Origin of the sequence: Sinomicrobium pectinilyticum, from assembly GCF_003725735.1 — a bacterium.
Taxonomy (GTDB): Bacteria; Bacteroidota; Bacteroidia; order Flavobacteriales; family Flavobacteriaceae; genus Sinomicrobium; species Sinomicrobium pectinilyticum.
In genome coordinates this window covers 1-20,326 of sequence record NZ_RJTM01000006.1, presented here as the reverse complement: position 1 = coordinate 20,326, position 20,326 = coordinate 1, and the positions used below count along the sequence as shown (strand labels likewise).

The 20,326-nt window shown below is 44.9% G+C and carries 22 protein-coding genes; 13 read left to right on the top strand and 9 right to left on the bottom strand.

Translation table 11 applies throughout. From position 1 onward, the window contains the following. Positions 1 to 426: 426 nt before the first annotated feature. From ED312_RS01725 to ED312_RS01695, 7 genes are all read left to right on the top strand, one after another. Positions 427 to 837 (top strand): SRPBCC family protein, encoded by a 411-nt coding sequence (locus ED312_RS01725; RefSeq protein ID WP_123214274.1) that lies wholly within the window; start codon positions 427 to 429, stop codon positions 835 to 837. A 39-nt stretch (positions 838 to 876) separates the two neighbouring features. Then, positions 877 to 1,770: an alpha/beta fold hydrolase gene (locus tag ED312_RS01720; RefSeq protein ID WP_123214273.1), complete on the top strand. Its 894-nt coding sequence runs from the start codon at positions 877 to 879 to the stop codon at positions 1,768 to 1,770. A gap of 11 nt (positions 1,771 to 1,781) precedes the next feature. Further along, a complete protein-coding gene (locus ED312_RS01715; protein ID WP_206363192.1) occupies positions 1,782 to 2,630 on the top strand; it encodes an alpha/beta fold hydrolase in 849 nt (282 codons plus the stop codon). Positions 2,631 to 2,720: 90 nt separating this feature from the next. Continuing rightward, positions 2,721 to 3,509 carry a helix-turn-helix transcriptional regulator gene (locus ED312_RS01710; protein ID WP_123214272.1) on the top strand — a complete coding sequence of 263 codons (789 nt, stop codon included), beginning with the start codon at positions 2,721 to 2,723 and terminating at the stop codon, positions 3,507 to 3,509. A 70-nt stretch (positions 3,510 to 3,579) separates the two neighbouring features. Beyond that, positions 3,580 to 4,206 carry an NAD(P)-dependent oxidoreductase gene (locus ED312_RS01705; RefSeq protein WP_123214271.1) on the top strand — a complete coding sequence of 209 codons (627 nt, stop codon included), beginning with the start codon at positions 3,580 to 3,582 and terminating at the stop codon, positions 4,204 to 4,206. A 75-nt stretch (positions 4,207 to 4,281) separates the two neighbouring features. Next, positions 4,282 to 5,592 (top strand): cytochrome ubiquinol oxidase subunit I, encoded by a 1,311-nt coding sequence (locus ED312_RS01700; protein ID WP_123214275.1) that lies wholly within the window; start codon positions 4,282 to 4,284, stop codon positions 5,590 to 5,592. Next, positions 5,589 to 6,620 carry a cytochrome d ubiquinol oxidase subunit II gene (locus ED312_RS01695; RefSeq protein ID WP_123214270.1) on the top strand — a complete coding sequence of 344 codons (1,032 nt, stop codon included), beginning with the start codon at positions 5,589 to 5,591 and terminating at the stop codon, positions 6,618 to 6,620. Before ED312_RS01700 ends, ED312_RS01695 begins: the two co-directional genes overlap by 4 nt. A gap of 14 nt (positions 6,621 to 6,634) precedes the next feature. Here ED312_RS01695 and ED312_RS01690 read toward each other — a convergent pair whose 3' ends face one another. From ED312_RS01690 to ED312_RS01665, 6 genes are all read right to left on the bottom strand, one after another. Next, a complete protein-coding gene (locus tag ED312_RS01690) occupies positions 6,635 to 6,940 on the bottom strand; it encodes an ATP-dependent Clp protease adaptor ClpS (RefSeq protein ID WP_123214269.1) in 306 nt (101 codons plus the stop codon). Positions 6,941 to 7,162: 222 nt separating this feature from the next. Next, a complete protein-coding gene (gene prmA / locus ED312_RS01685) occupies positions 7,163 to 8,005 on the bottom strand; it encodes a 50S ribosomal protein L11 methyltransferase (protein ID WP_123214268.1) in 843 nt (280 codons plus the stop codon). 68 nt (positions 8,006 to 8,073) lie between these two features. Continuing rightward, positions 8,074 to 8,823 (bottom strand): triose-phosphate isomerase, encoded by a 750-nt coding sequence (tpiA, locus tag ED312_RS01680; protein ID WP_123214267.1) that lies wholly within the window; start codon positions 8,821 to 8,823, stop codon positions 8,074 to 8,076. Then, entirely contained in the window at positions 8,820 to 9,323 is a 504-nt protein-coding gene (locus tag ED312_RS01675) for a TlpA family protein disulfide reductase (RefSeq protein ID WP_240642988.1), read from the bottom strand. The genes tpiA and ED312_RS01675 overlap by 4 nt, the downstream gene beginning before the upstream one ends. 145 nt (positions 9,324 to 9,468) lie before the next feature. Then, a complete protein-coding gene (locus ED312_RS01670) occupies positions 9,469 to 10,566 on the bottom strand; it encodes a BT_3928 family protein (RefSeq protein WP_123214265.1) in 1,098 nt (365 codons plus the stop codon). Positions 10,567 to 10,712: 146 nt separating this feature from the next. Further along, entirely contained in the window at positions 10,713 to 11,249 is a 537-nt protein-coding gene (locus ED312_RS01665) for a DUF1599 domain-containing protein (RefSeq protein WP_123214264.1), read from the bottom strand. Positions 11,250 to 11,691: 442 nt separating this feature from the next. Here ED312_RS01665 and folP point away from each other — a divergent pair, with 442 nt between their 5' ends. Further along, the gene (gene folP, locus ED312_RS01660; RefSeq protein ID WP_123214263.1) at positions 11,692 to 12,522 is read left to right on the top strand and encodes a dihydropteroate synthase; all 831 of its coding nucleotides are present in this window, start codon (positions 11,692 to 11,694) and stop codon (positions 12,520 to 12,522) included. A gap of 21 nt (positions 12,523 to 12,543) precedes the next feature. Here the strand turns inward: folP and ED312_RS01655 are convergent, their stop codons facing one another. Next, entirely contained in the window at positions 12,544 to 13,566 is a 1,023-nt protein-coding gene (locus tag ED312_RS01655) for an alkaline phosphatase D family protein (RefSeq protein ID WP_123214262.1), read from the bottom strand. Between the two features lie 146 nt (positions 13,567 to 13,712). On the opposite strand from ED312_RS01655, the gene ED312_RS01650 reads away from it, so the two are divergent. The 4 genes from ED312_RS01650 to ED312_RS01635 all read left to right on the top strand — a co-directional run bounded on the left by ED312_RS01650 (position 13,713) and on the right by ED312_RS01635 (position 17,261). Next, complete coding sequence (locus ED312_RS01650) at positions 13,713 to 14,726, top strand: DHH family phosphoesterase (RefSeq protein WP_123214261.1); 1,014 nt, start codon at positions 13,713 to 13,715, stop codon at positions 14,724 to 14,726. Then, on the top strand, positions 14,723 to 15,370 hold the full coding sequence (gldI, locus tag ED312_RS01645) for a gliding motility-associated peptidyl-prolyl isomerase GldI (protein ID WP_123214260.1): 648 nt from the start codon (positions 14,723 to 14,725) through the stop codon (positions 15,368 to 15,370). The genes ED312_RS01650 and gldI overlap by 4 nt, the downstream gene beginning before the upstream one ends. Before the next feature lie 58 nt (positions 15,371 to 15,428). Continuing rightward, on the top strand, positions 15,429 to 16,544 hold the full coding sequence (locus ED312_RS01640; RefSeq protein ID WP_123214259.1) for a peptidylprolyl isomerase: 1,116 nt from the start codon (positions 15,429 to 15,431) through the stop codon (positions 16,542 to 16,544). 219 nt (positions 16,545 to 16,763) lie between these two features. After that, complete coding sequence (locus tag ED312_RS01635) at positions 16,764 to 17,261, top strand: DinB family protein (RefSeq protein ID WP_123214258.1); 498 nt, start codon at positions 16,764 to 16,766, stop codon at positions 17,259 to 17,261. A gap of 53 nt (positions 17,262 to 17,314) precedes the next feature. Here the strand turns inward: ED312_RS01635 and ED312_RS01630 are convergent, their stop codons facing one another. Continuing rightward, on the bottom strand, positions 17,315 to 17,923 hold the full coding sequence (locus ED312_RS01630) for a hypothetical protein (RefSeq protein ID WP_148044199.1): 609 nt from the start codon (positions 17,921 to 17,923) through the stop codon (positions 17,315 to 17,317). A 77-nt stretch (positions 17,924 to 18,000) separates the two neighbouring features. After that, on the bottom strand, positions 18,001 to 19,524 hold the full coding sequence (locus ED312_RS01625) for an ATP-binding cassette domain-containing protein (RefSeq protein ID WP_123214256.1): 1,524 nt from the start codon (positions 19,522 to 19,524) through the stop codon (positions 18,001 to 18,003). A gap of 255 nt (positions 19,525 to 19,779) precedes the next feature. On the opposite strand from ED312_RS01625, the gene ED312_RS01620 reads away from it, so the two are divergent. Next, positions 19,780 to 20,280 (top strand): DinB family protein, encoded by a 501-nt coding sequence (locus ED312_RS01620; protein WP_123214255.1) that lies wholly within the window; start codon positions 19,780 to 19,782, stop codon positions 20,278 to 20,280. Positions 20,281 to 20,326 lie beyond the last annotated feature (46 nt).

Below are 20,326 nucleotides of genomic sequence, written 5' to 3'. Positions count from 1 at the left end.
GTTGGTAGAGCGTCAGCCTTCCAAGCTGAATGTCGCGAGTTCGAACCTCGTCTCCCGCTCTTTTATTTAAATCTTCAATATTTATTTTCCATAAACATCCGGGAACTCCACGATTCTTTTATTGTTCGCTTTTCAATTTTTAAAAATTTCCATAACGTATTCCTCATTAGGGACCGCATTTATTAATGCCATGCAGTTCTATTGGCAAGTGCATTGAATTACAGCCAAATGTTATCAGCTGACAGATAAATCCGGGAAAAAGCAAATCCCCACACCAATTACCCATTTGGCAAAATAACCCCTCTCAATTGACATTTTTACACCCTTTATATCTTACGGATATAATGCAACTTTGTAAGGACAAACACACACATGTCATTTTTATTCATTTTCAAAACGAACTGTAAACCTTAAAAAGCAAAAATTATGGAACAGATAACCGTAAAAAGTATCGTACAGTCCCCCGTAGCACAGGTATGGGAACTATGGACAAAACCCGAACACATTACCAAGTGGAACTTTGCCTCGGAAGACTGGCACTGCCCGAGCGCGGAAAACGACCTGAAAGTAGGCGGAAAGCTTAAATCAAGGATGGAAGCCAAAGACGGAAGTTTCGGGTTTGATTTCGAAGCGACCTATAACCAAATAGTAGACTACAAGAAAATCGTATACACCATAGCTGATAGCAGAAAAGTAACTACCGATTTCAGGGACCTGGACGGAAGTACGGAAGTCATTACAATTTTCGATGCGGAAACCACTAATCCCATAGAAATGCAGCGCGAAGGATGGCAGGCCATACTGGATAATTTTAAAACTTATACCGAAACCAGGTAATACCCATTATCTTTTCTATAACACCAAAAACCAGAAATAATGAAAACCATACTCCTGTCCGCTGGCACTGTTTTCTTATCCTTTATCCTGGCTGTTGGCCAGACAAAAAATAAACCTTCCGCTTCCGGATATGCCCCGGTAAACGGACAGGAAATATATTACGAAATACACGGTGAAGGCAAACCGGTTATACTGCTTCACGGGGCTTATATGACCATAGGGATGAACTGGGGAGATATCATACCGGTGCTGTCGGGGACAAGAAAAGTCATAGCCGTGGAAATGCAGGGCCACGGGCATACCGCCGATACGGAAAGGGCTTTTAATTACAAAAGCCTGGCTTCGGACGTAGCAGGGGTATTAAAACATTTAAATATTCCGGAAGCAGATATCATAGGATACAGCTTCGGAGGCACCATTGCCCTGAAAACAGGCATAGATTACCCGGAGATGATCCGGAAAATAATTATTATTTCCTCTACCTATAAAATGGAGGGCTGGATACCGCGGGTCCGGGAAGCCATCCACACCATGCAGCCTGACTTTCTGGACCAGACCCCGCTGAAAACGGAATATGAAAAAGTAGCCCCCGATCCGGGCCATTGGCGGCCATTTATTGAAAAATTTATTGCATTCGACCGGGAGGGTTATGACCTGGGGGCAGAGAATATCGGAAAACTCAAATCACCGGTACTATTCGTCATGGGAGATAACGATGGTGTGGACCTGAACCATATTGCGGAAATGTACAGGTTATGTGGCGGAGGTGTATCGGGTGACATGGAGGGCATTCCGGAATCACAACTTGCCATCCTGCCCGGAAAGTCCCATGTGGGACTAATGATGGATACAAAAGGAATCCTGTCTGCCATTATCCCTTTTTTAGAGGACACACCTCCCCCGCCGTCATTTCTGCCTGAGCCTCAACATTAATCCATAGTCATATGGTAAAAACAATATATTTGCTGGCGATATCATCAATTTTTTTATTTCCCTCTATGCAACAGGAAACGATAAAACCGTCGGAATCGGGTTACGCTCCCGTAAACGGACTAAACATGTATTATGAAATATACGGAGAAGGGGATATGCCCCTGGTCCTTATTCACGGCGGGGGATCTACCATTCAGAGCAACTTTGCCAATATCATTCTGTTGTGGGCAGAAAACCGGAAAGTCATAGCTATGGAACTGCAGGCGCACGGTCGTACCGGCGACCGTGAAAACGGTGTTTCTTTTTCACAGGATGCCAAGGATGTTGCCGCCCTGCTAAAATACCTTCACGTGAATAAAGCCGATATACTCGGGTTCAGCAATGGCGGGAACACAGCCATGAAAACAGCTATGGAATACCCGGAAATCATTAACAAACTGGTGGTTGCCTCCTCCTTTTACCGAAGGGACGGATTGCTGCCCGGTTTTTTTGACGGGATGCGGAACGCCACACTGGAAAATATGCCGGAACCCCTGAAAAAAGCCTATCTGGAAGTAAATCCTGATGAAAGAGGGCTACAAAACATGCATGACAAAGACAAGGAAAGAATGCTCCGTTTTACCGATTGGAAAGATGAGGACCTGACAAATATCAAAGCCCCAACGCTCTTCCTGGCTGCCGACCGGGATGTGGTCCTGCCGGAACACAGCCTGAAAATGTCGCAGATGGTTCCCGGGTCCAGGTTATTAATACTTCCCGGAAACCACGGTTCTTATCTCGGCGAAATATGTACGGAACCCACAGAACAGAAAAGTATACGGGCAACAGCGCTCCTGGTACAGGAATTTCTGGACCGGTAACAACATTATTTCCGGCCGGTGTCGGTTTGATACAATTTTTCATAACTTGGGCTATGTATTTTTATCCGGAACTCCGCCTGCCCGAATATCATGGAAACAAACTGTTCATATACCATACCGGAAGTTCTCCGCCCCTACGTGAAATCGGTGTTGTCCTTCCGTAAGTCCGTCCCCGAAAATCTCGGTAATGACATGCAGTTTTTTGCGGACGGCTGCCCGGGGATCATGTACATTGATTCCGGGACGGATATCATGCTGAACGATAAAAAGATCTCCTCTCTTTTCCTCTACGGACAGACCGTAAAACCCATACGCATCTCCACTCACGGTGAGGTCCGTGCATTTATTTTCATCCTGTACCCGCATATTATACGCTCCGTCTTCGGCATCCATGCCAATGAACTTACAGACAGTTGCATTGATTTTGACCTGCTGCCGTTTGCAAATGCAAAATACATCAGGGAACAGCTTTCCGCCTCTGTATCTCCCCGGGAACACCTGGACATCATGACGGTCTTTCTCCTCAACCTGGCCGGACAGCAATCAATCACAACAGACAGCAGGCTTTCTTATGCTACCTCCCGCCTGTTGCGGAGTAACGGAGAAATATCCTTAAAGGAACTGCAAAACGATATGCAGATATCCGAACGGACCTTTGAGCGGAAGTTCAAAGAATACATTGGCATTTCTCCCCGCCTGTATGCCCGTATATGCAGGTTCCGGTCTGCAATGGTACAGTTAGAAGCCAGTGATTATACCAAACTTACCGATATTGTCTATGATAACGGGTATGCGGATCAGTCGCACTTTATCCGTACTTTCCAGGAATTCACCGGGTATACCCCTTCCGGTTTTCTCACTGTTTTTAACAGGAAATAATTTCAGCCTGTCGGGTTTATTCTATTCGCACCTCGCTTCCTTCCTTAGCTTTGAACAAAAAACAAGAAGTATGAGAATCGTTATTTTCGGATCTACGGGCAACATTGGCAAGCCCCTGGTACTGGAGGCTCTTGCACTGGGACACATCGTCACCGCATTCACCCGCAATAAAAAGAACCTGAAGGAAATCAAACACCGTAACCTGAATGTCGTTCAAGGAGATATCCTGGATAAAGAAGCCGTAAAAAAGGCCGTAAAAAATCAGGATGCCGTTATCAGTGTTATCGGATCGGGCAGAAAAGGTACCGTAAGGTCGCGGGGCACAAGCAATATTATCGAAGGAATGCAGAGCCAGGGCGTAAAACGACTGATATGCCAAAGCACATTAGGTGCCGGGGACAGCAGGGACAATCTCAATTTTTTCTGGAAACACATTATGTTTGGCTGGTACCTGCGAGGTGCATACAAAGACCATGAACTACAAGAAAAATATGTTATGGAAAGTGACCTGAACTGGACGCTGGTACGGCCCGGTGCTTTTACGGGCGGACGGGCCACGGGTAACTTCAGGCATGGATTTGCTCCTGATGACAGAACGGTTACCCTCAAAATCTCCAAAGCGGATGTAGCCATGTTTTTGCTCATGCAGCTCAACACGGATCAATACCTGAAAAAAACGCCGGGATTGTCTTACTAAAACGGATACCTTTAACACATTTCCTGGGAAATTATACCTGCAAAACCGTAAATTTGTATGGTAAACTTCCCTCCTATGGAAACACTCGACGCAGCCCGCCTGCAAATGGCCGTTTCAATGATCTTCCACATCGTTTTTGCCTGTATTGGTATGGTCATGCCTTTTTTTATGGTAGTTTCTCATTACAAATGGCTGAAGACAAAAGACAAGGCTTATCTGTCCCTGACCAAAGCATGGCAGAAAGGCGTAGCCATCTTTTTTGTAACGGGTGCGGTATCGGGCACGATCCTGTCTTTCGAACTGGGTTTGCTTTGGCCTAAGTTCATGCTCCATGCAGGCCCGATAATAGGCATGCCGTTTTCGCTGGAAGGCGCGGCTTTTTTTGTAGAAGCCATCGCCCTGGGGTTTTATCTCTACGGATGGAAGAAAATAAAAAATCAGTGGTTTCACTGGTTTACGGGGCTTATTATCGGCATATCGGGCGTGGCTTCGGGTATACTGGTAGTCTCTGCTAACGGCTGGATGAACTCGCCCTCGGGTTTCGAATACATCAACGGGGAATTCCTGAATATTGATCCGGTAAAAGCCCTGTTTAACGAGGCCTGGTTTTCACAGGCACTCCACATGGTCCTTGCCGCTTTTACAGCCACCGGATTTGCCGTCGCGGGTATACATGCCTGGCAAATATATCTCAGGAGGAATATTGCCATACACCGCAAGGCTTTTACCATTGCCTTGTCTTTTGGCGCCGTTGCCGCCCTGTTCCAACCGCTGAGCGGGGATATTTCTGCCAAGGACATTGCAGTAAGGCAACCTGTAAAACTCGCTGCCCTGGAAGCGCATTACGAAACGGGAAAAGGGGTCCCGCTATATATAGGCGGTATTGTTAATGAAGAGAAAAAAGAAGTTACCCATAAGATAGAACTCCCGAAAATGCTTTCTTTCCTGGCCTTTGGCGATTTTGATGCGGAGGTTAAGGGATTGAATGATTTTCCGGAAGAAGATTTGCCCCCGGTAGCCATAACACATTATGCTTTTCAGCTTATGGTAGGGCTGGGCACACTGCTGGCATTACTGGCCATTCTATTTTTTGTGAGCAGAAAAAAGAAGTCCCTGCTTAGGAAAAGAGGGTTCTGGCTGGTATTTGCGCTCGCCGCCCCCCTGGGATTTATAGCCGTAGAAGCCGGATGGATAGTAACTGAGGTGGGCAGGCAACCCTGGATTATTTACAATATCATGCGGACAAAAGATTCGGTAACCCCCATGGAAGGCATCGAATACAGCCTCTTCATATTTACCTTCCTCTATATTTTGCTCGCCCTGGTCGTAAGCTGGCTGATGAGCAGACAGATCACCGTGTTTAACCGTCAAAACAATTCCCGATGACTACAGTAGTATTTTTGTTCCTGTTTGTTTCCATATATTTCTACCTCATTTTCGGCGGAGCGGATTTCGGTGTGGGCATCCTGGAGTTACTGTCTTCCCGGAAGAACAGGAAAGTGACCAAAAAAATAGCATACCAAATCATAGGGCCGGTCTGGGAGGCAAATCACGTATGGCTTATCATTGTCATCGTTATTATGTGGATAGCTTTTCCCAATTATTATTATATCATTACCACGCAACTGCATATTCCGCTCACCCTGCTACTTTTCGGGATTGTAATAAGGGGGACGGCCTTTATTTTCCGTCATTACGATGCGGTAGTAGACAGTTCACAAAGCATTTATAACAAACTTTTTCAGTATTCCAGTATGGTTACACCTTTTGTTCTCGGTGTAAGCGCAGGGGCCCTTATTTCCGGAAAACTTATTCCGGTAAATACAATGGAAGACTATAGTTTTGCGGAAGCTTTTATTTTCCCCTGGTTTAACATCACCTCTCTTTTAATGGGGGTCTTTATCGCTTCTCTGGTCGCTTTTTTATCCGCCGTATTTCTCGTCGGCGAAACATCCGGAGAAGAGCAAAGGATTTTTATCAAACGAGCGAAGAAGGCAAACATGTCGGTAGCCTTCAGTTCCCTCCTTATTTTTGGTTACGGCTTTTATGCGGAGGAGGTCTTTATAGATCACTTCTTTGACAATATACTGAGTATTATACTGGTTATAATTGCAGCTTCCCTGCTGGTACCCATATGGATATATCTCGCCAAGGGTAAAAAAGTGGTGATAAGGGTTATGGTGGCCATACAGGTATTCCTGATGCTGGGTGCCTGGGCACAGTCTAATTTTCCTTCCCTGATCATCACCACGGAAGGGCCTGTAAGTATTTATGAAAATATGGCCGGTGAAGCAGTAATTAACTCCATAGCCTATGCCCTCCTCGCAGGTTCTGTTCTTATCCTGCCAGGATTATTCCACCTTTTCAAGTCTTTCGGATTGTTCAAGGTATTACCGGCCCCGGAGAAAAAGTAAGCCTGTAATGGTTATTATACGATCTCCGCACTTAGTCCGGCATCCAGCAACATAGAGCACCGCGGCCTTAAATCTTCATAAGGCCCTGTTTTTACCGTACATTTCCCTTTGTAATGCACAATAATGGAACATTGTTCAGCCTGTTCGGGGGTGTGGTCACACACATCGATCAGGGTTTCTATCACATGATCGAAAGTGTTGACATCATCGTTGTAGAGGACAATCTCATTTTGCTTCTGCACATCCTCTTCCACCAATACCTCTTCTAAAGTCTCTTCCCGGGTAGAGGCACTGAATACCTCTGTTTTGGTTCCGGGCATACAGGTGTCTTTTCTCAAGTATATTTTTTCTTCCGTATGCATTGCTATAAAGATAAGATGTAAACGACTCTTATACAAAATTACACAAAATTTATTTTAGAAATACATCCTTGCCAACCATATCCCCCTACCAATCCGAGCCCGTGATATTTTCCCGGAACTTTTGAGATTTCCTCCATACAGTGTTTTACGGGATGTTTCCCTTCTTTTACCGGGAAATCTTCAGGAGATCGCATGTAGGTACTTCACTGCAACCCAATGGTTTTTCTCCAGGTTTTCCGTAAAATTTAATGAAAACTTCACACAAAGTTCATCTATAACAGGGATGTCATCTTTATAAAACCCGCTGAGTAAAAGTATACCTCCGGGTTCCAGGCAAGCTGCGTAAGCAGGAATATCGTTGAGCAGGATATTCCGGTTGATATTGGCTATAATCACCTCATAACGCCTTCCTTCCAGCAAGGCAGCGTTTCCTTCGTATACGGAAGTAACCTCGCACCGGTTTCGCTCCACATTTTCCAGCGAATTCAGATAGCACCAGTTATCGATATCTATGGCATCTACCTCGGCAGCCCCCAGTTTTTCTGCCAATATGCCAAGTACTCCTGTCCCGCATCCCATATCCAGGACCTTCTTCCCTTTCAGATCCAGTCGCAAGAGGTGCTGTATCATCATGTGAGTGGTTTCATGGTGGCCCGTCCCGAAACTCATTTTAGGCTCTATGACAATATCGTATGCGGTTGCAGGTTCCGGGTGAAACGGGGCCCTTACCGTACATATTCCGTCTACTTCTATAGGCTGGAAATTTTTTTCCCATTCCTCGTTCCAGTTTACCTGGGCGATCTCTTCCACCTCATAAGTTATCTCAAATTCTCCGCTGTTGAGAATATAGATATTTTCCAGGTAGGAGGGTTCCCATTCGCTTTTCTGAATATAGGCTATGACCCCTTCTTCATTTTCCACAAAACTCTCAAACCCGGCTTCGCCGAGCTCGGCAATAAGGATTTCCGTGCCCGGCTGTACGGGCTTAACCTTAAAGTCACAGGCAATATATAATGTGTCCATTTTCTCGTTAGTTGTAAGTCACAGGTTGCAGGTCATCCCGCAACCCGCAACTCTAATCACCGGTAACCTTAAATCGCATCAACGATGGCGATAAAATCTTTGGCTTTCAGGGAGGCTCCGCCTATAAGGCCACCATCTACATCGGGCTGTGAGAAGATCTCCCTGGCATTGTCGGGCTTAACGCTGCCTCCGTAAAGGATAGAGACACCATCGGCCACTTTTTCGCTATAATTGGAAGCAATGGTCTCGCGGATAAATTTATGCATTTCCTGAGCCTGTTCCGGTGAAGCCGTTTCCCCGGTACCGATAGCCCATACAGGCTCATAAGCCAGTATAATATTCTTCCAGGCGGAGGTTTTAAGGTGGAAAAGGGCTTTTCTGAGCTGGCTTTCCACTACGTCGAAATGCTTTCCTCCCTTACGGTCTTCCAGTTCTTCGCCGAAGCAGAATACGATAGTCATATCGTGTTTCAGCGCGGTGTCCACTTTTTTTGCGAGTGTTTCATCGGTCTCATTAAAATAGGCACGTCTTTCGGAATGGCCGAGTATTACGGTACGTATCCCCACACTTTTCAGCATTTCTGCCGATACTTCACCGGTATATGCTCCGTTCTCGGCAAAGTGCATATTTTGTGCAATAACCTCAACAGCACTCTGGCTCAACGTGTCAAAAGCAACCCTGAGGTTCGTAAAAGCGGGAGCCACCATGATCTCTGCTTCGGTATCGGGCATTTTTTTGAGAAGCTTGGACAACAATTCTTCTGTTTGTCCCAAATCGTTATTCATTTTCCAGTTTCCGGCAACAATCTTTTTTCTCATTGTATGGTTTGGTTTAAGGTATTTATTAATTGAGTATCATCAGTTTCTATAGCTTTAAACAGTTCTATTTTGCCTTCGGGGTTTACAACCAGATATCTGGGTATCCAGTCCAGTTTAATAGATTGGCAAAAAGGGCTTTTCTTCCAGCCGGCTTTAATAAAGTAATGCTGTCCGTAATCGAGGTGGTATTTCTCTCTTCCTTTTTCCCAGCCTTCCACACTCCGGTCCAGGGACAGGAAAATAAAAGTGACGTCGTCGTATTTCTCATTAATTCCCTTTAACGCAGGGATACTTTCAATACAATCCTTACACCAGGAGGCCCAGACATCGATAAATAATGTTTTTCCCTTATTGGCCTCCAGGATTTCGGAAAAGGTAATATCCTTTCCTTCCGTCGTGAGAAATACATCTTTCAATGCTTTTGTTGAAAACTCCTTCGATTGGGCGGAGAGCACCAGAGTAAAGGCCGTAAAGAATACGACCATAAAGTTCTTTTTCATAGCTGCTTTATTTATTGACCAGGGCCCTAACCTTCCATTGGCCCGAGAAAGTGGTTGCTGTTCTTTGCCCGAAAACAAAAGTCTCCTTCTTCCGAAGGTTACAACCTTACAAATTTAATATAATATTTGAGAGCCTGACTATATTTTACTTTGTTTCCAGTGCATCCGCATCGTTAAAATGCAGTTTTTGCACTATGGTACCTTTATGCAGTTTCAATATACCCGGATTGGAACGGACCATAGTCTTTAAAGTCGTGGCATCGGTAAAATAAAATTCGAAATCAAGACCGTATTCTTCAAGTACAGGCCGGGTCAGTTTATCATCGGATGCAGACATTCCTATAACCTTGTATCCGTCTGCAATGGCCCTGTCCGTTACTGTCTTCATTTTCTCCAGGCCTTCGGGACTGGCTTTGCGAAGATCATAAGTGACAACCATAATCAGTTTATCCTCGGCAAGCATCTCCTCCGCGTAATCTTCTCCATCCTGTTCTATGGTAAAATCATGTATCGGGGGTTCATATCCTTTTTGTATTTCCTCCGTCTCCACATCTATGAATTCCCCGTCTACCGAAGGGTAATCGCCATTGGTCTTTATGACCTTCTCTTTCCCGTCCACCATGAACTTCCAGGAATATTCATACACAGGTTTGGGAGCCCCTTCCGGGACTGTCATACCTTCTTCTATATTGGCTCCTATCTTATAAGGTCTGAAATCCACCACAGGCAGGTGATTAAGCACATGATTGGCATACAGAACACAGATCACCAAAGCTACAACCGTTCCTATGGCCCCGGTTTTCACAGATATAAGAGGAATAATATATTTTTGGCCGAAGAACAATATCAGAATGAGTAGTAATAACACAATATCTTTACCGAAAGACTCCCAGGGCGTCAGCTTTATGGCATCCCCGAAACAGCCGCAATCGGTGACCACATTAAAATAAGCGGAATAGAAAGTAAGGAATGTAAAGAAAACGATCATGAGCAACAGGGTCCATACGGTAAATTTCGGCCTGTACCCGAAAAGCAACATGACCCCGAGCAATACTTCCAGCACCACAAGAAAAAGGGCAATACCTAGAGCATATGGCGTGAGGAACGGAAGATTAAGGACATCCGCGCCGAAGTATTCTTCCAGTTTGAAAGAAAACCCCACCGGATCGTTCAGCTTAATAGCTCCGCTGATGATAAATAAAATACCGACAATTATTCTGGAGAAGTTTACAATATATTTCATGTGTTCATTTTTATTGCTTTTTCAACGGTCACATGTAACCTCTGATGACTATCAGATCATTATACCGTGTACCTGAAGATCATCTTAGTCATATCGGTTTCATTACAATGTGCAAATTTGCAGACCGGATTTCTGCCCCCCTGTACTTATTCCCGTAACAAGATCAATGCGAAAACGGCATAATTGATCATGTCCTGGTAATTGGCTTCGATACCTTCGCTCACCAGGGTTTTGCCTTCGTTATCTTCAATTTGTTTGACCCGCAGTAATTTTTGCAGAATAAGATCGGTAAGGGAACTCACCCTCAGATCGCGCCATGCTTCGCCGTAATCATGATTTTTGGCTTCCATCAGGGTCTTGGTCTCCCCTATTTTTTCATCATACAATGCAGCAGCCTCCTCTACATTGAGGTCCGGCTGATCGGCAACACCTTTACCGGTCTGGATAAGCGCCATCACCGAATAATTGATAATCCCCATAAATTCCGAAGCCTCCCCCTCATCTACCTTCCGCATTTTCTTCTCCTGTAAACTGCGTATCCTCTGTGCCTTGATAAATATCTGATCGGTAAGGGAAGGGAGCCGTAATATCCGCCACGCACTCCCGTAATCTTTCATTTTATTAACGAACAACTCCCGACAAGTGGCAATCACTTCGTCGTATTGTTTTGAAGTATCCTGCATGCTGTTGATTGTATTTTGCGTAAATTTCGCTTAATTTTTTGAATTGCTCAACTCCTGAAAGGAAATTTCATTCGGCAGGGAAAAAGAGCTTTGATATTTTTTTGATATTTGTTCTTTATTTTGCCACGGATGCACGGATATTTTTTATTGTTTTCCATCTGACGACAGATTAAACACCGGGGGAAAATCCACAGATTTGCAGCAGACGGAAAGCGAGTTTTGCCATGGATACACAAATCATTTTTAAAAAATATTTAATGTATTCGCGGCAAAAGTTTATAGAAACTAAAGTAGCTGCAATAAATTTCGATATCCATCGGGAGCAGGATTTTAACCTTTGACTGTACAATAAAGCATCCCTCCGCCCTTCAGGAAAGGGAAGAGAAAATCATCCGTGTATCCATGGCAAAAGTCCATAGCAAAAAATTCAAACCGGAAAACAATGACCATAAACTGCAAAGGAACGTTAACCGATCTGTCTGCTCCCGCAATCATGGGAATACTGAACATTACTCCCGACTCTTTCTATGATGGCGGAAAGTACAAGGACGAAAGCGATATTCTTCCCCGCACGGAAAAAATGCTCAGTGAAGGGGCCACTTTTATTGATGTGGGGGCCTACAGTTCACGCCCCGGGGCCAAACATGTTGATGAGACGGAAGAACTTCACCGTATTGTCCCGGTCGTCTCCCTCCTGATAAAGAAATTCCCGGATATACGGATCTCCGTAGATACTTTCCGTGCTTCCGTAGCCAGGGCATGTGTGGAACAAGGGGCAGCGATTATCAATGATATTGCCTCCGGTAACCTCGACAGGGAAATGATCCCTACCGTAGCCAGTCTACAGGTGCCTTATATCATGATGCACATGAAAGGGACTCCCCAGAATATGCAACAAAACCCGCAATACGAAGACATCGTCAAAGAAGTCCTGTATTATTTCTCCGAAAAGGTGGCCGAGGCCAGAAAGGCAGGCATCAGCGACATTATAATTGATCCCGGTTTCGGTTTTGCCAAAACGATTGCCCATAACTACGAACTGATGGATAAACTGGAACTACTGCACAACCTCGGGTTGCCCGTACTCGCAGGTATAAGCCGGAAGTCCATGATATACAAACTACTGGAAAACAGCCCTGAGGAAGCCCTGAACGGTACTACGGCACTTAACACTATTGCATTGCTCAAAGGGGCACATATACTACGGGTCCATGATGTAAAGGAGGCTATGGAATGTGTAAAAATAGCAGAACAATTGCAAATAAGCAGGTAAGTTCCCAAACATGCAGAAAGGCTAATATTTCTGTACCAGTTCCCCTAAAACCTTATTCCCCCTGCCGCGTATCTGCATAGTTACCTGTTTTCGGTCAAAGTCGAACCGCAGCAATCCGAAACTGATCTCCGAAACCACTTCCCCTATACGGTAAGGGTTATATTCAGAGGTAAACTGTGTATAAGCATGCGTTAACCCGCTACTGGTAAAATCTATCAGCGGGTAAGAAAGGCCCGGGATTTCCGCCATGGAAAACTCTGATATATGACGATCCCCCGAGAGTATGATCACTCCCTTGGCCCCTGAGCCGGATACCTGTTGCTTTAACCTAGCTACTTCATGCGGGAAATTGGCCCAGGCCTCAAAACCATGTTCCCCCGACAAAAACTGAATACTGCTTACGATAAGGTTAAAATCCGCATCCGATGAAGACAACTCTTCTTCCAGCCATTGCCATTGCCGCTCTCCAAGCATTGTTCCTTTCCCGTATGGACCGGGCATGTACCGCTTTCCTCTTTCCTTCGCTTCCGTCAGCCCGGAACGGAAATACCGGGTATCGAGTACGATTACCTTTATTGTTCCTTTCGGTGTTTTCAACAGTTCCGAATGATATACTCCTTCCCTGTTTCTCCGGGGGTCGTTTTCAGCCACTCTCATAAAATCCAGAAAGAGCTGCTGGCTTTCCTGTTTAGCAGGAAATTCTTCTCCCCCGTCATTCACACCGTAATCGTGATCGTCCCAGGTGCCCAGTATGGTTGTCCTGTTTCTCACTTCCCTGTAGTCTTCCTGTGTCAACTGGTTCTTATAGTGCTGTTGCATGACCTCCATATCGTCCGTATCCGAATAGATATTATCCCCGCCCCAAATCCATACCTGCGGATCATTTTTCAATATTTCCTTCCAGAGCACATTTTCCAGCCTCTGGTTATTACATGACCCGAAAGCGATAACATAGTCCGGTCCGGAAACTGTCGAAGCCGCCTCTTTTGCTGATCGGCACGTAACAAAGAAAAGGGGGAACAGGAGTAAAAATAATCGTCTCATTTATTCGTTATTTTCAGGAAAAAAACAAATGTACAATATAGCATATTAACCGAATGTTATGCTTTTTATGGCAAACGATCTGCTGCTACGGATAACTTCGGGTTATTTATGACAAAAAATCGGGATAAATCGTATCTTAGCCCCTTATGAATACAAACATACAAGAACTCGGGGAAGTACTTGCCTCGCCAAAGAACATTGTTATTGTTCCGCATAAAAACCCGGACGGAGACGCCATAGGCGCCTCGCTGGCCGTGTATCATTACCTGAATCTCCTGGGGCACAATACTGTTGTCATATCTCCCAACGAATACCCGGATTTCCTGAAATGGATGCCGGGGAGCGAGAATGTTTTGAAATTTGATACCAAAAGAAAAGCAGCAAAGATCCTTATAGAAAATGCCGATCTTATTTTTACACTGGACTTTAATGCACTGGACCGTGTTGAAGACATGAAACCGTCCCTGGAAAGCAGCAAAGCGACCTTTGTAATGATAGATCATCACGAACAGCCGGACGATTATGCTGCCTATATCTATTCCGATCCGAAAATGGGCTCTACCTGTGAAATGATCTATCACTTTATGGACACCCTGGGCCACCGTGACAAAATAAACAAGGATATAGCCACCTGTCTTTATACCGGAATCATGACGGATTCCGGATCGTTCCGTTTTCCTTCCACTACAAGCATCACTCACCGGGTGATAGCGGATCTTATGGACAGGGGAGCTGAAAATTCGGATATCCATAGTGCCGTTTACGATACCAACGGGCTCAGCAGGCTTCACCTGCTGGGATGTGCATTAAAAAATCTCGTGCTCCTTGAAAAATACAATACGGTATATATTACCCTGAGCAGAAAGGAACTGGAGCAATTCGGCTTTAAAAAGGGGGATACGGAAGGTTTTGTTAATTACGGGCTATCACTCAAAAATGTTCGGTTTTCGGTAATATTCCTTGAGGATACACAGGAAGATTTTATTAAAATCTCCCTGCGTTCCGTCGGGGATTTCTCTGTTAATGAGGTGGCCAGAAAACATTTTAACGGCGGCGGACATATCAATGCCGCAGGAGGGAGAAGCGATCTTTCCATGGAAGAAACGATCGAGAAATTCAGAAAACTGCTGGACGGATATAAAAAGGAACTGACCACATGAAGTATGGCCGGAAAAACATACTGAATTCCAGGATACCGGATGCATTAACCCGGTATTCCCTTACCAAGCATTCCTGTCTGCTACTGTTATCCCTGGTCATGTTCACTGGGTGTAAAGAACCCGAAGCCCGGAGACCCGTAGCCGTTAAAACAGGGGAATTCTTCCGGAAATCCGTGGAGCGAAATAAGGAACTGCTCGAAAAAGAACAGGCACTTATCGGGGAACTTATACAGAAAGACAGTATACATACTTATATCGCCTCACCGAACGGCTATTGGTATTACTATCAGAAGAAGGACAGTACAGGTACCTATACGCCACAACCGGATGACCTTATACTCATTAACTACGACATCCGTTACCTGAACGACAGTGTCATCTACAGTAAAGAAGAGATCGGGCAGGTTCGTTTTAAGGTGGATAAAGAAGACCTGTTCCCGGGGCTCCGGACTGCTGTAAAACTATTGAAAAAAGGGGAAACCGCTACGTTTATGTTCCCTTCTTCTCTTGCTTTCGGCTATCACGGAGATGAAAACAGAATTGGCGTCAATATTCCCGTAAAAAGTACCATCACCCTGCTGGATATCCTGGAAACTGCCCGGGATAGTATATCGACAGGAAATGTTCCCCGGGATGTACAATAAATTTATCTAATCATTAAAAGTTCAAATCAGTTCGTAAAATTCACAAACATTAATATCCATGAAAAAAATCAATGTAGCTTTTCTGCTTCTTGTTCTGGTTGCGCTGGGGTGCAAAAGCACCAGGCACGCTGATCTCGGAGACGGTATTTTTGCCGATATAGAGACCAATAAGGGAGAAATGATCCTCCGGTTATACTACAAACAAACCCCTGTAACCGCGGCCAATTTTATTTCCCTGGCCGAAGGGACCAATCCTTTTGTATCAGACAGCCTTAAAAACAAAAAATATTACGATGGCGTTACCTTTCACAGGGTCATAAAAGATTTTATGATCCAGGGCGGAGACCCTTCCGGTACCGGTAAATCTGGCCCCGGATATAAATTTGAGGATGAAATCGTAGACACGCTCAGGCATGATAGCAAAGGAATACTGTCTATGGCCAATGCCGGACCGGGTACGAACGGCAGCCAGTTTTTTATTACTCATGTTCCAACACCTCACCTGGACGGAAGGCATACCGTATTCGGCAAAGTAGTGGAAGGTCTGGACGTTGTGGATACCATTGCCAATGTAAAGACCTCCCCCGATGACAACAAGCCCGTGGAAGATGTGGTGATGAACAAGGTAACTATCATCCGGAACGGTAAAGAAGCCAAACAATTCGATGCCGTTAAGGTTATGACGGAATACTTCGACAGGATCAACAAAAAGGAAGAAGAAGCCAAAAAAGCGGCCGAGGCCCTGGTTCGGGAATTCGAAAGCCAGAAAAGTGATGCCGAAGAACTCCCCAGCGGATTAAGAATATTCTACCTGAACAGGGCGGAAGACGGCAAAAAACCACAGGAAGGCACCTATGTAAAAGTCAATTACGCCGGTTATCTGGATACCGGTAAACTGTTCGACTCCAATGAACTCAGTGTTGTGGAGAAATTCGGTACGGTAAATAAAGTTCGCAAAGAAAGAGGGGGATACGCCCCCATACCCATGCTTTACGGTCCGGATTCTCCCCTTATTCCAGGGTTCAGAGAAGGACTCTTACAAATGAACGCAGGAGACAAAGTAAGACTTTTTATCCCTTCTCACCTCGCCTATGGCGAAGCGGGAGCCGGAGGAGTCATTCCCCCGGATGCCGACCTTGTTTTTGATGTAGAGATCACGGAACTTGCGGAATAACCCGTATATCCTATATAGAATCCTAATGGTTGCCTCTGAATTATCAGGCAACCTTTTTTATTATCCCGCATCCGTACTACAACCAAAAACTTTAAACAATCAAAAAATGCATAATGGTATTTTTTTTCGGAAAAATCATCTATTATTGACATTCTGTTGTCAGACGGTGCCCTTATTTTTGAACCAACTAATAAACGAACAAAACCTTTATACCTGATTATGAAAACTGCCATCTCTTTACTTACAAAGAACTATGTCAACTACAATCTCTGGGCTAATACCAAGCTCGTGGAGTGGTTGAGAACAAAAGACGAAGACCTTATGGAACAACATGTTCCTTCCAGCTTTCCCGGGATCGGGCCAACTTTGGAACACATCAGGCAAACCGAAAGATACTGGCTCTCTGTTTTAAAAAAGGAACCTTCAAAAACTTTTAAAGAAGTTAAGGGGACGCTGGAAGATACCTTTACGGGAGTCCTCAAACAATCTTCAGAACTTGCCAACTATATCCATGTATTGGCGGAAGAAAACACAGAAGAAAAAATCCTAATTGAAAGCCCGTGGTTCCGTTCTGATTTTCCGGCCTTCGAATATGTAATGCATTGTGTTAACCACAGCACTTATCACCGGGGACAGGTTATTACCATAGGCCGTAACCTGGGTTTTACGGACGCGCCTATGACAGATTACAACTTTTACAATGTTGAAAAACAATAACAGACCGTAACCAAAAAGAGGCCTTAAAAAGCCTCTTTTATTTTTATATCATATCAGCTGGACAACAATCTGTAATGCATATCTTCCGGGGTCCGTATTTCTATGTAAACCTTACCATTATTTTGGAGTCTGCCCACCGTAAAGTAATACCCTGAAAAATCACCAGAGGGTGATTTCCACCGATATCCTTCCCAAGGGCTTCCGAAGATATTATCAGATGAACGAACATCCACTTTTTTCCTTCTCATCATCACCTTACGACCGTTCGAAATAAATTCACCCGTAGCACAATTTACAGCAAAGGAACCCGAATCACGCTCCGGAGTAAATGTTATGATATTATCTTTAAACACTGCTTTGTATTTATCTCCGCCGGTATTTATAACCATACCTGTTGTTTCCTCCACATCTTTACCGTTGAATATCTTTTCGGCCTGTTCCGCAGATAGTGTGACTCTGGTTTTGCCTCTATGTCCTCCATAACCATAAGGCGTGCTTTGTAGGATTCCGGCAGTATTCGGCTGCGCCTTTTTACGGAAGTGAATAACAGCGAAAGCATATTCTCCTTCGGGGAGGATCTTTTGAATGTCCTCTGTGATCTTCTGCCCGTAACCGGACAAAAAGACCGCCATACTCAACGGGATCAATAATTTATTCACCATCGGGTCGATTGTTTTTTTGTTCAGGTTATAAATATAGCCTTTGTAAAGCAACAACCTCCGGCACAGAGTGTTAAAAATCAGTTAACAGGCTCTTTTCTAACTACTTCTCCTCCGCTGATCTCCAGGACGTGATCTACACAATCCGGTATTTCATCACTGTAGTGGGACACGAATATCAACGTAGTCCCCAGAGTGTCACATATCTGATTGAGCAGGGCCTTGAAATAACCGGTCTGCTGTTCGTCCAGTCCCTGCAGGGGTTCGTCCAGGATAAGCAGGGAAGGGAATTTTACCAGCGCCCGTGCCAGCAGTATACAACGCTGTTCTCCCAATGACGCATGAGCAAAAAGACTTTTTTCCAATCGTTCAAGTTCCAGTATCCGAAGCCATTGCATGGCAATGTGCAACTGGTATTCCGAGGGCTCTGTTACCATCCCAACCTCATCATTAAATCCAGATACAATAACATCAAGGCAACTCAGGGTACTGTATACCTCCCTTCCGCCATCATCCATTCCCGGGATGGTATTGAAAATGCCCCTGCCCCGCAAAAAATAAAGGTGAAGTTCGGCAGACACAAAGCCTATTTCCTTTTTAATGTCCCATATGCTTTCTCCTGTTCCCCTCCTGCGGTCGAACAACGTGAGTTTATTGTTATATCCCTGCGGGTTATCGGCAGTGATCAGGCTGAGAAGCGTTGTTTTCCCGGCACCGTTATGCCCTACCAGCGCCCATTGCTCCCCACGTTTTACCTGCCAGTTGATATCTTTGAGTATATGCTTCCCTCCGAGCCTCACATTCACGTCTTCCATATCCACAATAACATCAAAGGTTTTCTTTTCTCCCGGCACCTGCAACGCGTGGAACACGGAATCATTGATAGTGGATACCGTTTTTACGGGGGGAACCGTATATGCCTTCCTTTCCGTGAATTTCTTTATTTTTCCCTTTTCCAGTTCCAGCACCTTGTCTGTAAAAGCAGGAACCTGGTTTGCCCCGCATATCAATACCAGCGTGGCTGTTTTGCACATATCGAGCAAAAGATCGTCCAGGCGCTTTCTGGAATGTATGTCCAGTCCCACATAAGGCTGATCGAGTATCAGCATCTGTGGTTTCCGGAGCAGGGCGGTCGCCAATTGGGTACGTTTTCGTTCCCCGTTACTCAGTTGTAAAAGCTTCCTGTCCGCAATATGGGTTATCTCCGTGCGTTCCATGGCCCGGTTTACTTCTTTTCCGGTAACCCCGGCCTCTTTCCGGACACGGTGTAAATATTCCCGGACGTCGGGTATACCGGATATGTCCTGTGTTTCGTAGCGCTGACTGTAATGAGTATTTCCCCGCCCGGAAAGTGAGAGGAACTGGTCCTGCTGTTCCACCATTTCCACGACAGATGCCTTTACCTCATATGTCCCGGCAGAGGGCCTTATTTTCCCCGAAAGCAATCTGCCCAACGTAGTCTTACCGGCCCCGGAAACTCCCGTGACAGCCAGGTTCTCTCCTTTTTTCAATTGAAAACTGATTGTATCCAACACAGAAAATCCCCTTCGTATCAAAGAGATTTCCTTACAATCCACTATCGTTTCGTATTGATTTCCGGTCATACTACCTGTCTTGTTTTTTCAGATTAACCATTTTCAGGCCCAATGTATTACTTTTCGGGAACAGGACCTTGTTTTGTTTATGGGTTTAACGACATTTAACGAAGAGTACGGGCACATAATAATCTCAATCACAAAAATATAACCCCGTTCGCACTACAATAACAATAATATTAAAAAAAATTATTTTCCTGTTGACATAGGGCTGTCACTACCTGTCATTTACTTTGTAGTATAGAAATTTAAAAGCCTAAAGTCATGGAAAACAACAATGCTCACAACACTACACTTACTGCTCCTGTAATTCACTCGGAAAACTTTCTCGAACACTGGCAGGGGCACCGAAGATTAACCCGAAAGGTCATAGAAGCATTTCCCGAAAAAGAATTGTATTCTTTCTCCATAGGGGGTATGAGGCCTTTTTCCGAACTCGCCATGGAACTGATAAAAATAGCCCGACCGGGTATAGAAGGTGTGGTTTCCGGGAAATGGGAAAACCTGGATGACATGCCTACACCAAAGACCAAAAAGGAAATTCTGGAACTCTGGGACCAGGTCACTGAACAGATAGACACTTTATGGCCGCAAATAGCCCCTGCCCGTTTCCAGGAAAAAGACCTCGCCTTCGGCATGTACGAAAACAATATTTACGGCACCCTGCTTTACTTTACGGACAATGAAATCCATCATCGCGGACAAGGTTATGTATATCTTCGTGCACTGGGAATCACTCCTCCTCCTTTCTGGGAAAGGGAGTAAACACCTGCAAAACCGGAAATACAAGATCTGTAAAATATCTTACCTT

Bases quoted from the DNA above. Each gene is read 5' to 3' on its own strand.
- ED312_RS01725 (WP_123214274.1), top strand. From the start codon at position 427: ATGGAACAGATAACCGTAAAAAGTATCGTACAGTCCCCCGTAGCACAG.
- ED312_RS01720 (WP_123214273.1), top strand. From the start codon at position 877: ATGAAAACCATACTCCTGTCCGCTGGCACTGTTTTCTTATCCTTTATC.
- ED312_RS01715 (WP_206363192.1), top strand. From the start codon at position 1,782: ATGGTAAAAACAATATATTTGCTGGCGATATCATCAATTTTTTTATTT.
- ED312_RS01710 (WP_123214272.1), top strand. From the start codon at position 2,721: ATGGAAACAAACTGTTCATATACCATACCGGAAGTTCTCCGCCCCTAC.
- ED312_RS01705 (WP_123214271.1), top strand. From the start codon at position 3,580: ATGAGAATCGTTATTTTCGGATCTACGGGCAACATTGGCAAGCCCCTG.
- ED312_RS01700 (WP_123214275.1), top strand. From the start codon at position 4,282: ATGGAAACACTCGACGCAGCCCGCCTGCAAATGGCCGTTTCAATGATC.
- ED312_RS01695 (WP_123214270.1), top strand. From the start codon at position 5,589: ATGACTACAGTAGTATTTTTGTTCCTGTTTGTTTCCATATATTTCTAC.
- ED312_RS01690 (WP_123214269.1), bottom strand. From the start codon at position 6,940: ATGCCCGGAACCAAAACAGAGGTATTCAGTGCCTCTACCCGGGAAGAG.
- prmA (WP_123214268.1), bottom strand. From the start codon at position 8,005: ATGGACACATTATATATTGCCTGTGACTTTAAGGTTAAGCCCGTACAG.
- tpiA (WP_123214267.1), bottom strand. From the start codon at position 8,823: ATGAGAAAAAAGATTGTTGCCGGAAACTGGAAAATGAATAACGATTTG.
- ED312_RS01675 (WP_240642988.1), bottom strand. From the start codon at position 9,323: ATGAAAAAGAACTTTATGGTCGTATTCTTTACGGCCTTTACTCTGGTG.
- ED312_RS01670 (WP_123214265.1), bottom strand. From the start codon at position 10,566: ATGAAATATATTGTAAACTTCTCCAGAATAATTGTCGGTATTTTATTT.
- ED312_RS01665 (WP_123214264.1), bottom strand. From the start codon at position 11,249: ATGCAGGATACTTCAAAACAATACGACGAAGTGATTGCCACTTGTCGG.
- folP (WP_123214263.1), top strand. From the start codon at position 11,692: ATGACCATAAACTGCAAAGGAACGTTAACCGATCTGTCTGCTCCCGCA.
- ED312_RS01655 (WP_123214262.1), bottom strand. From the start codon at position 13,566: ATGAGACGATTATTTTTACTCCTGTTCCCCCTTTTCTTTGTTACGTGC.
- ED312_RS01650 (WP_123214261.1), top strand. From the start codon at position 13,713: ATGAATACAAACATACAAGAACTCGGGGAAGTACTTGCCTCGCCAAAG.
- gldI (WP_123214260.1), top strand. From the start codon at position 14,723: ATGAAGTATGGCCGGAAAAACATACTGAATTCCAGGATACCGGATGCA.
- ED312_RS01640 (WP_123214259.1), top strand. From the start codon at position 15,429: ATGAAAAAAATCAATGTAGCTTTTCTGCTTCTTGTTCTGGTTGCGCTG.
- ED312_RS01635 (WP_123214258.1), top strand. From the start codon at position 16,764: ATGAAAACTGCCATCTCTTTACTTACAAAGAACTATGTCAACTACAAT.
- ED312_RS01630 (WP_148044199.1), bottom strand. From the start codon at position 17,923: ATGGTGAATAAATTATTGATCCCGTTGAGTATGGCGGTCTTTTTGTCC.
- ED312_RS01625 (WP_123214256.1), bottom strand. From the start codon at position 19,524: ATGACCGGAAATCAATACGAAACGATAGTGGATTGTAAGGAAATCTCT.
- ED312_RS01620 (WP_123214255.1), top strand. From the start codon at position 19,780: ATGGAAAACAACAATGCTCACAACACTACACTTACTGCTCCTGTAATT.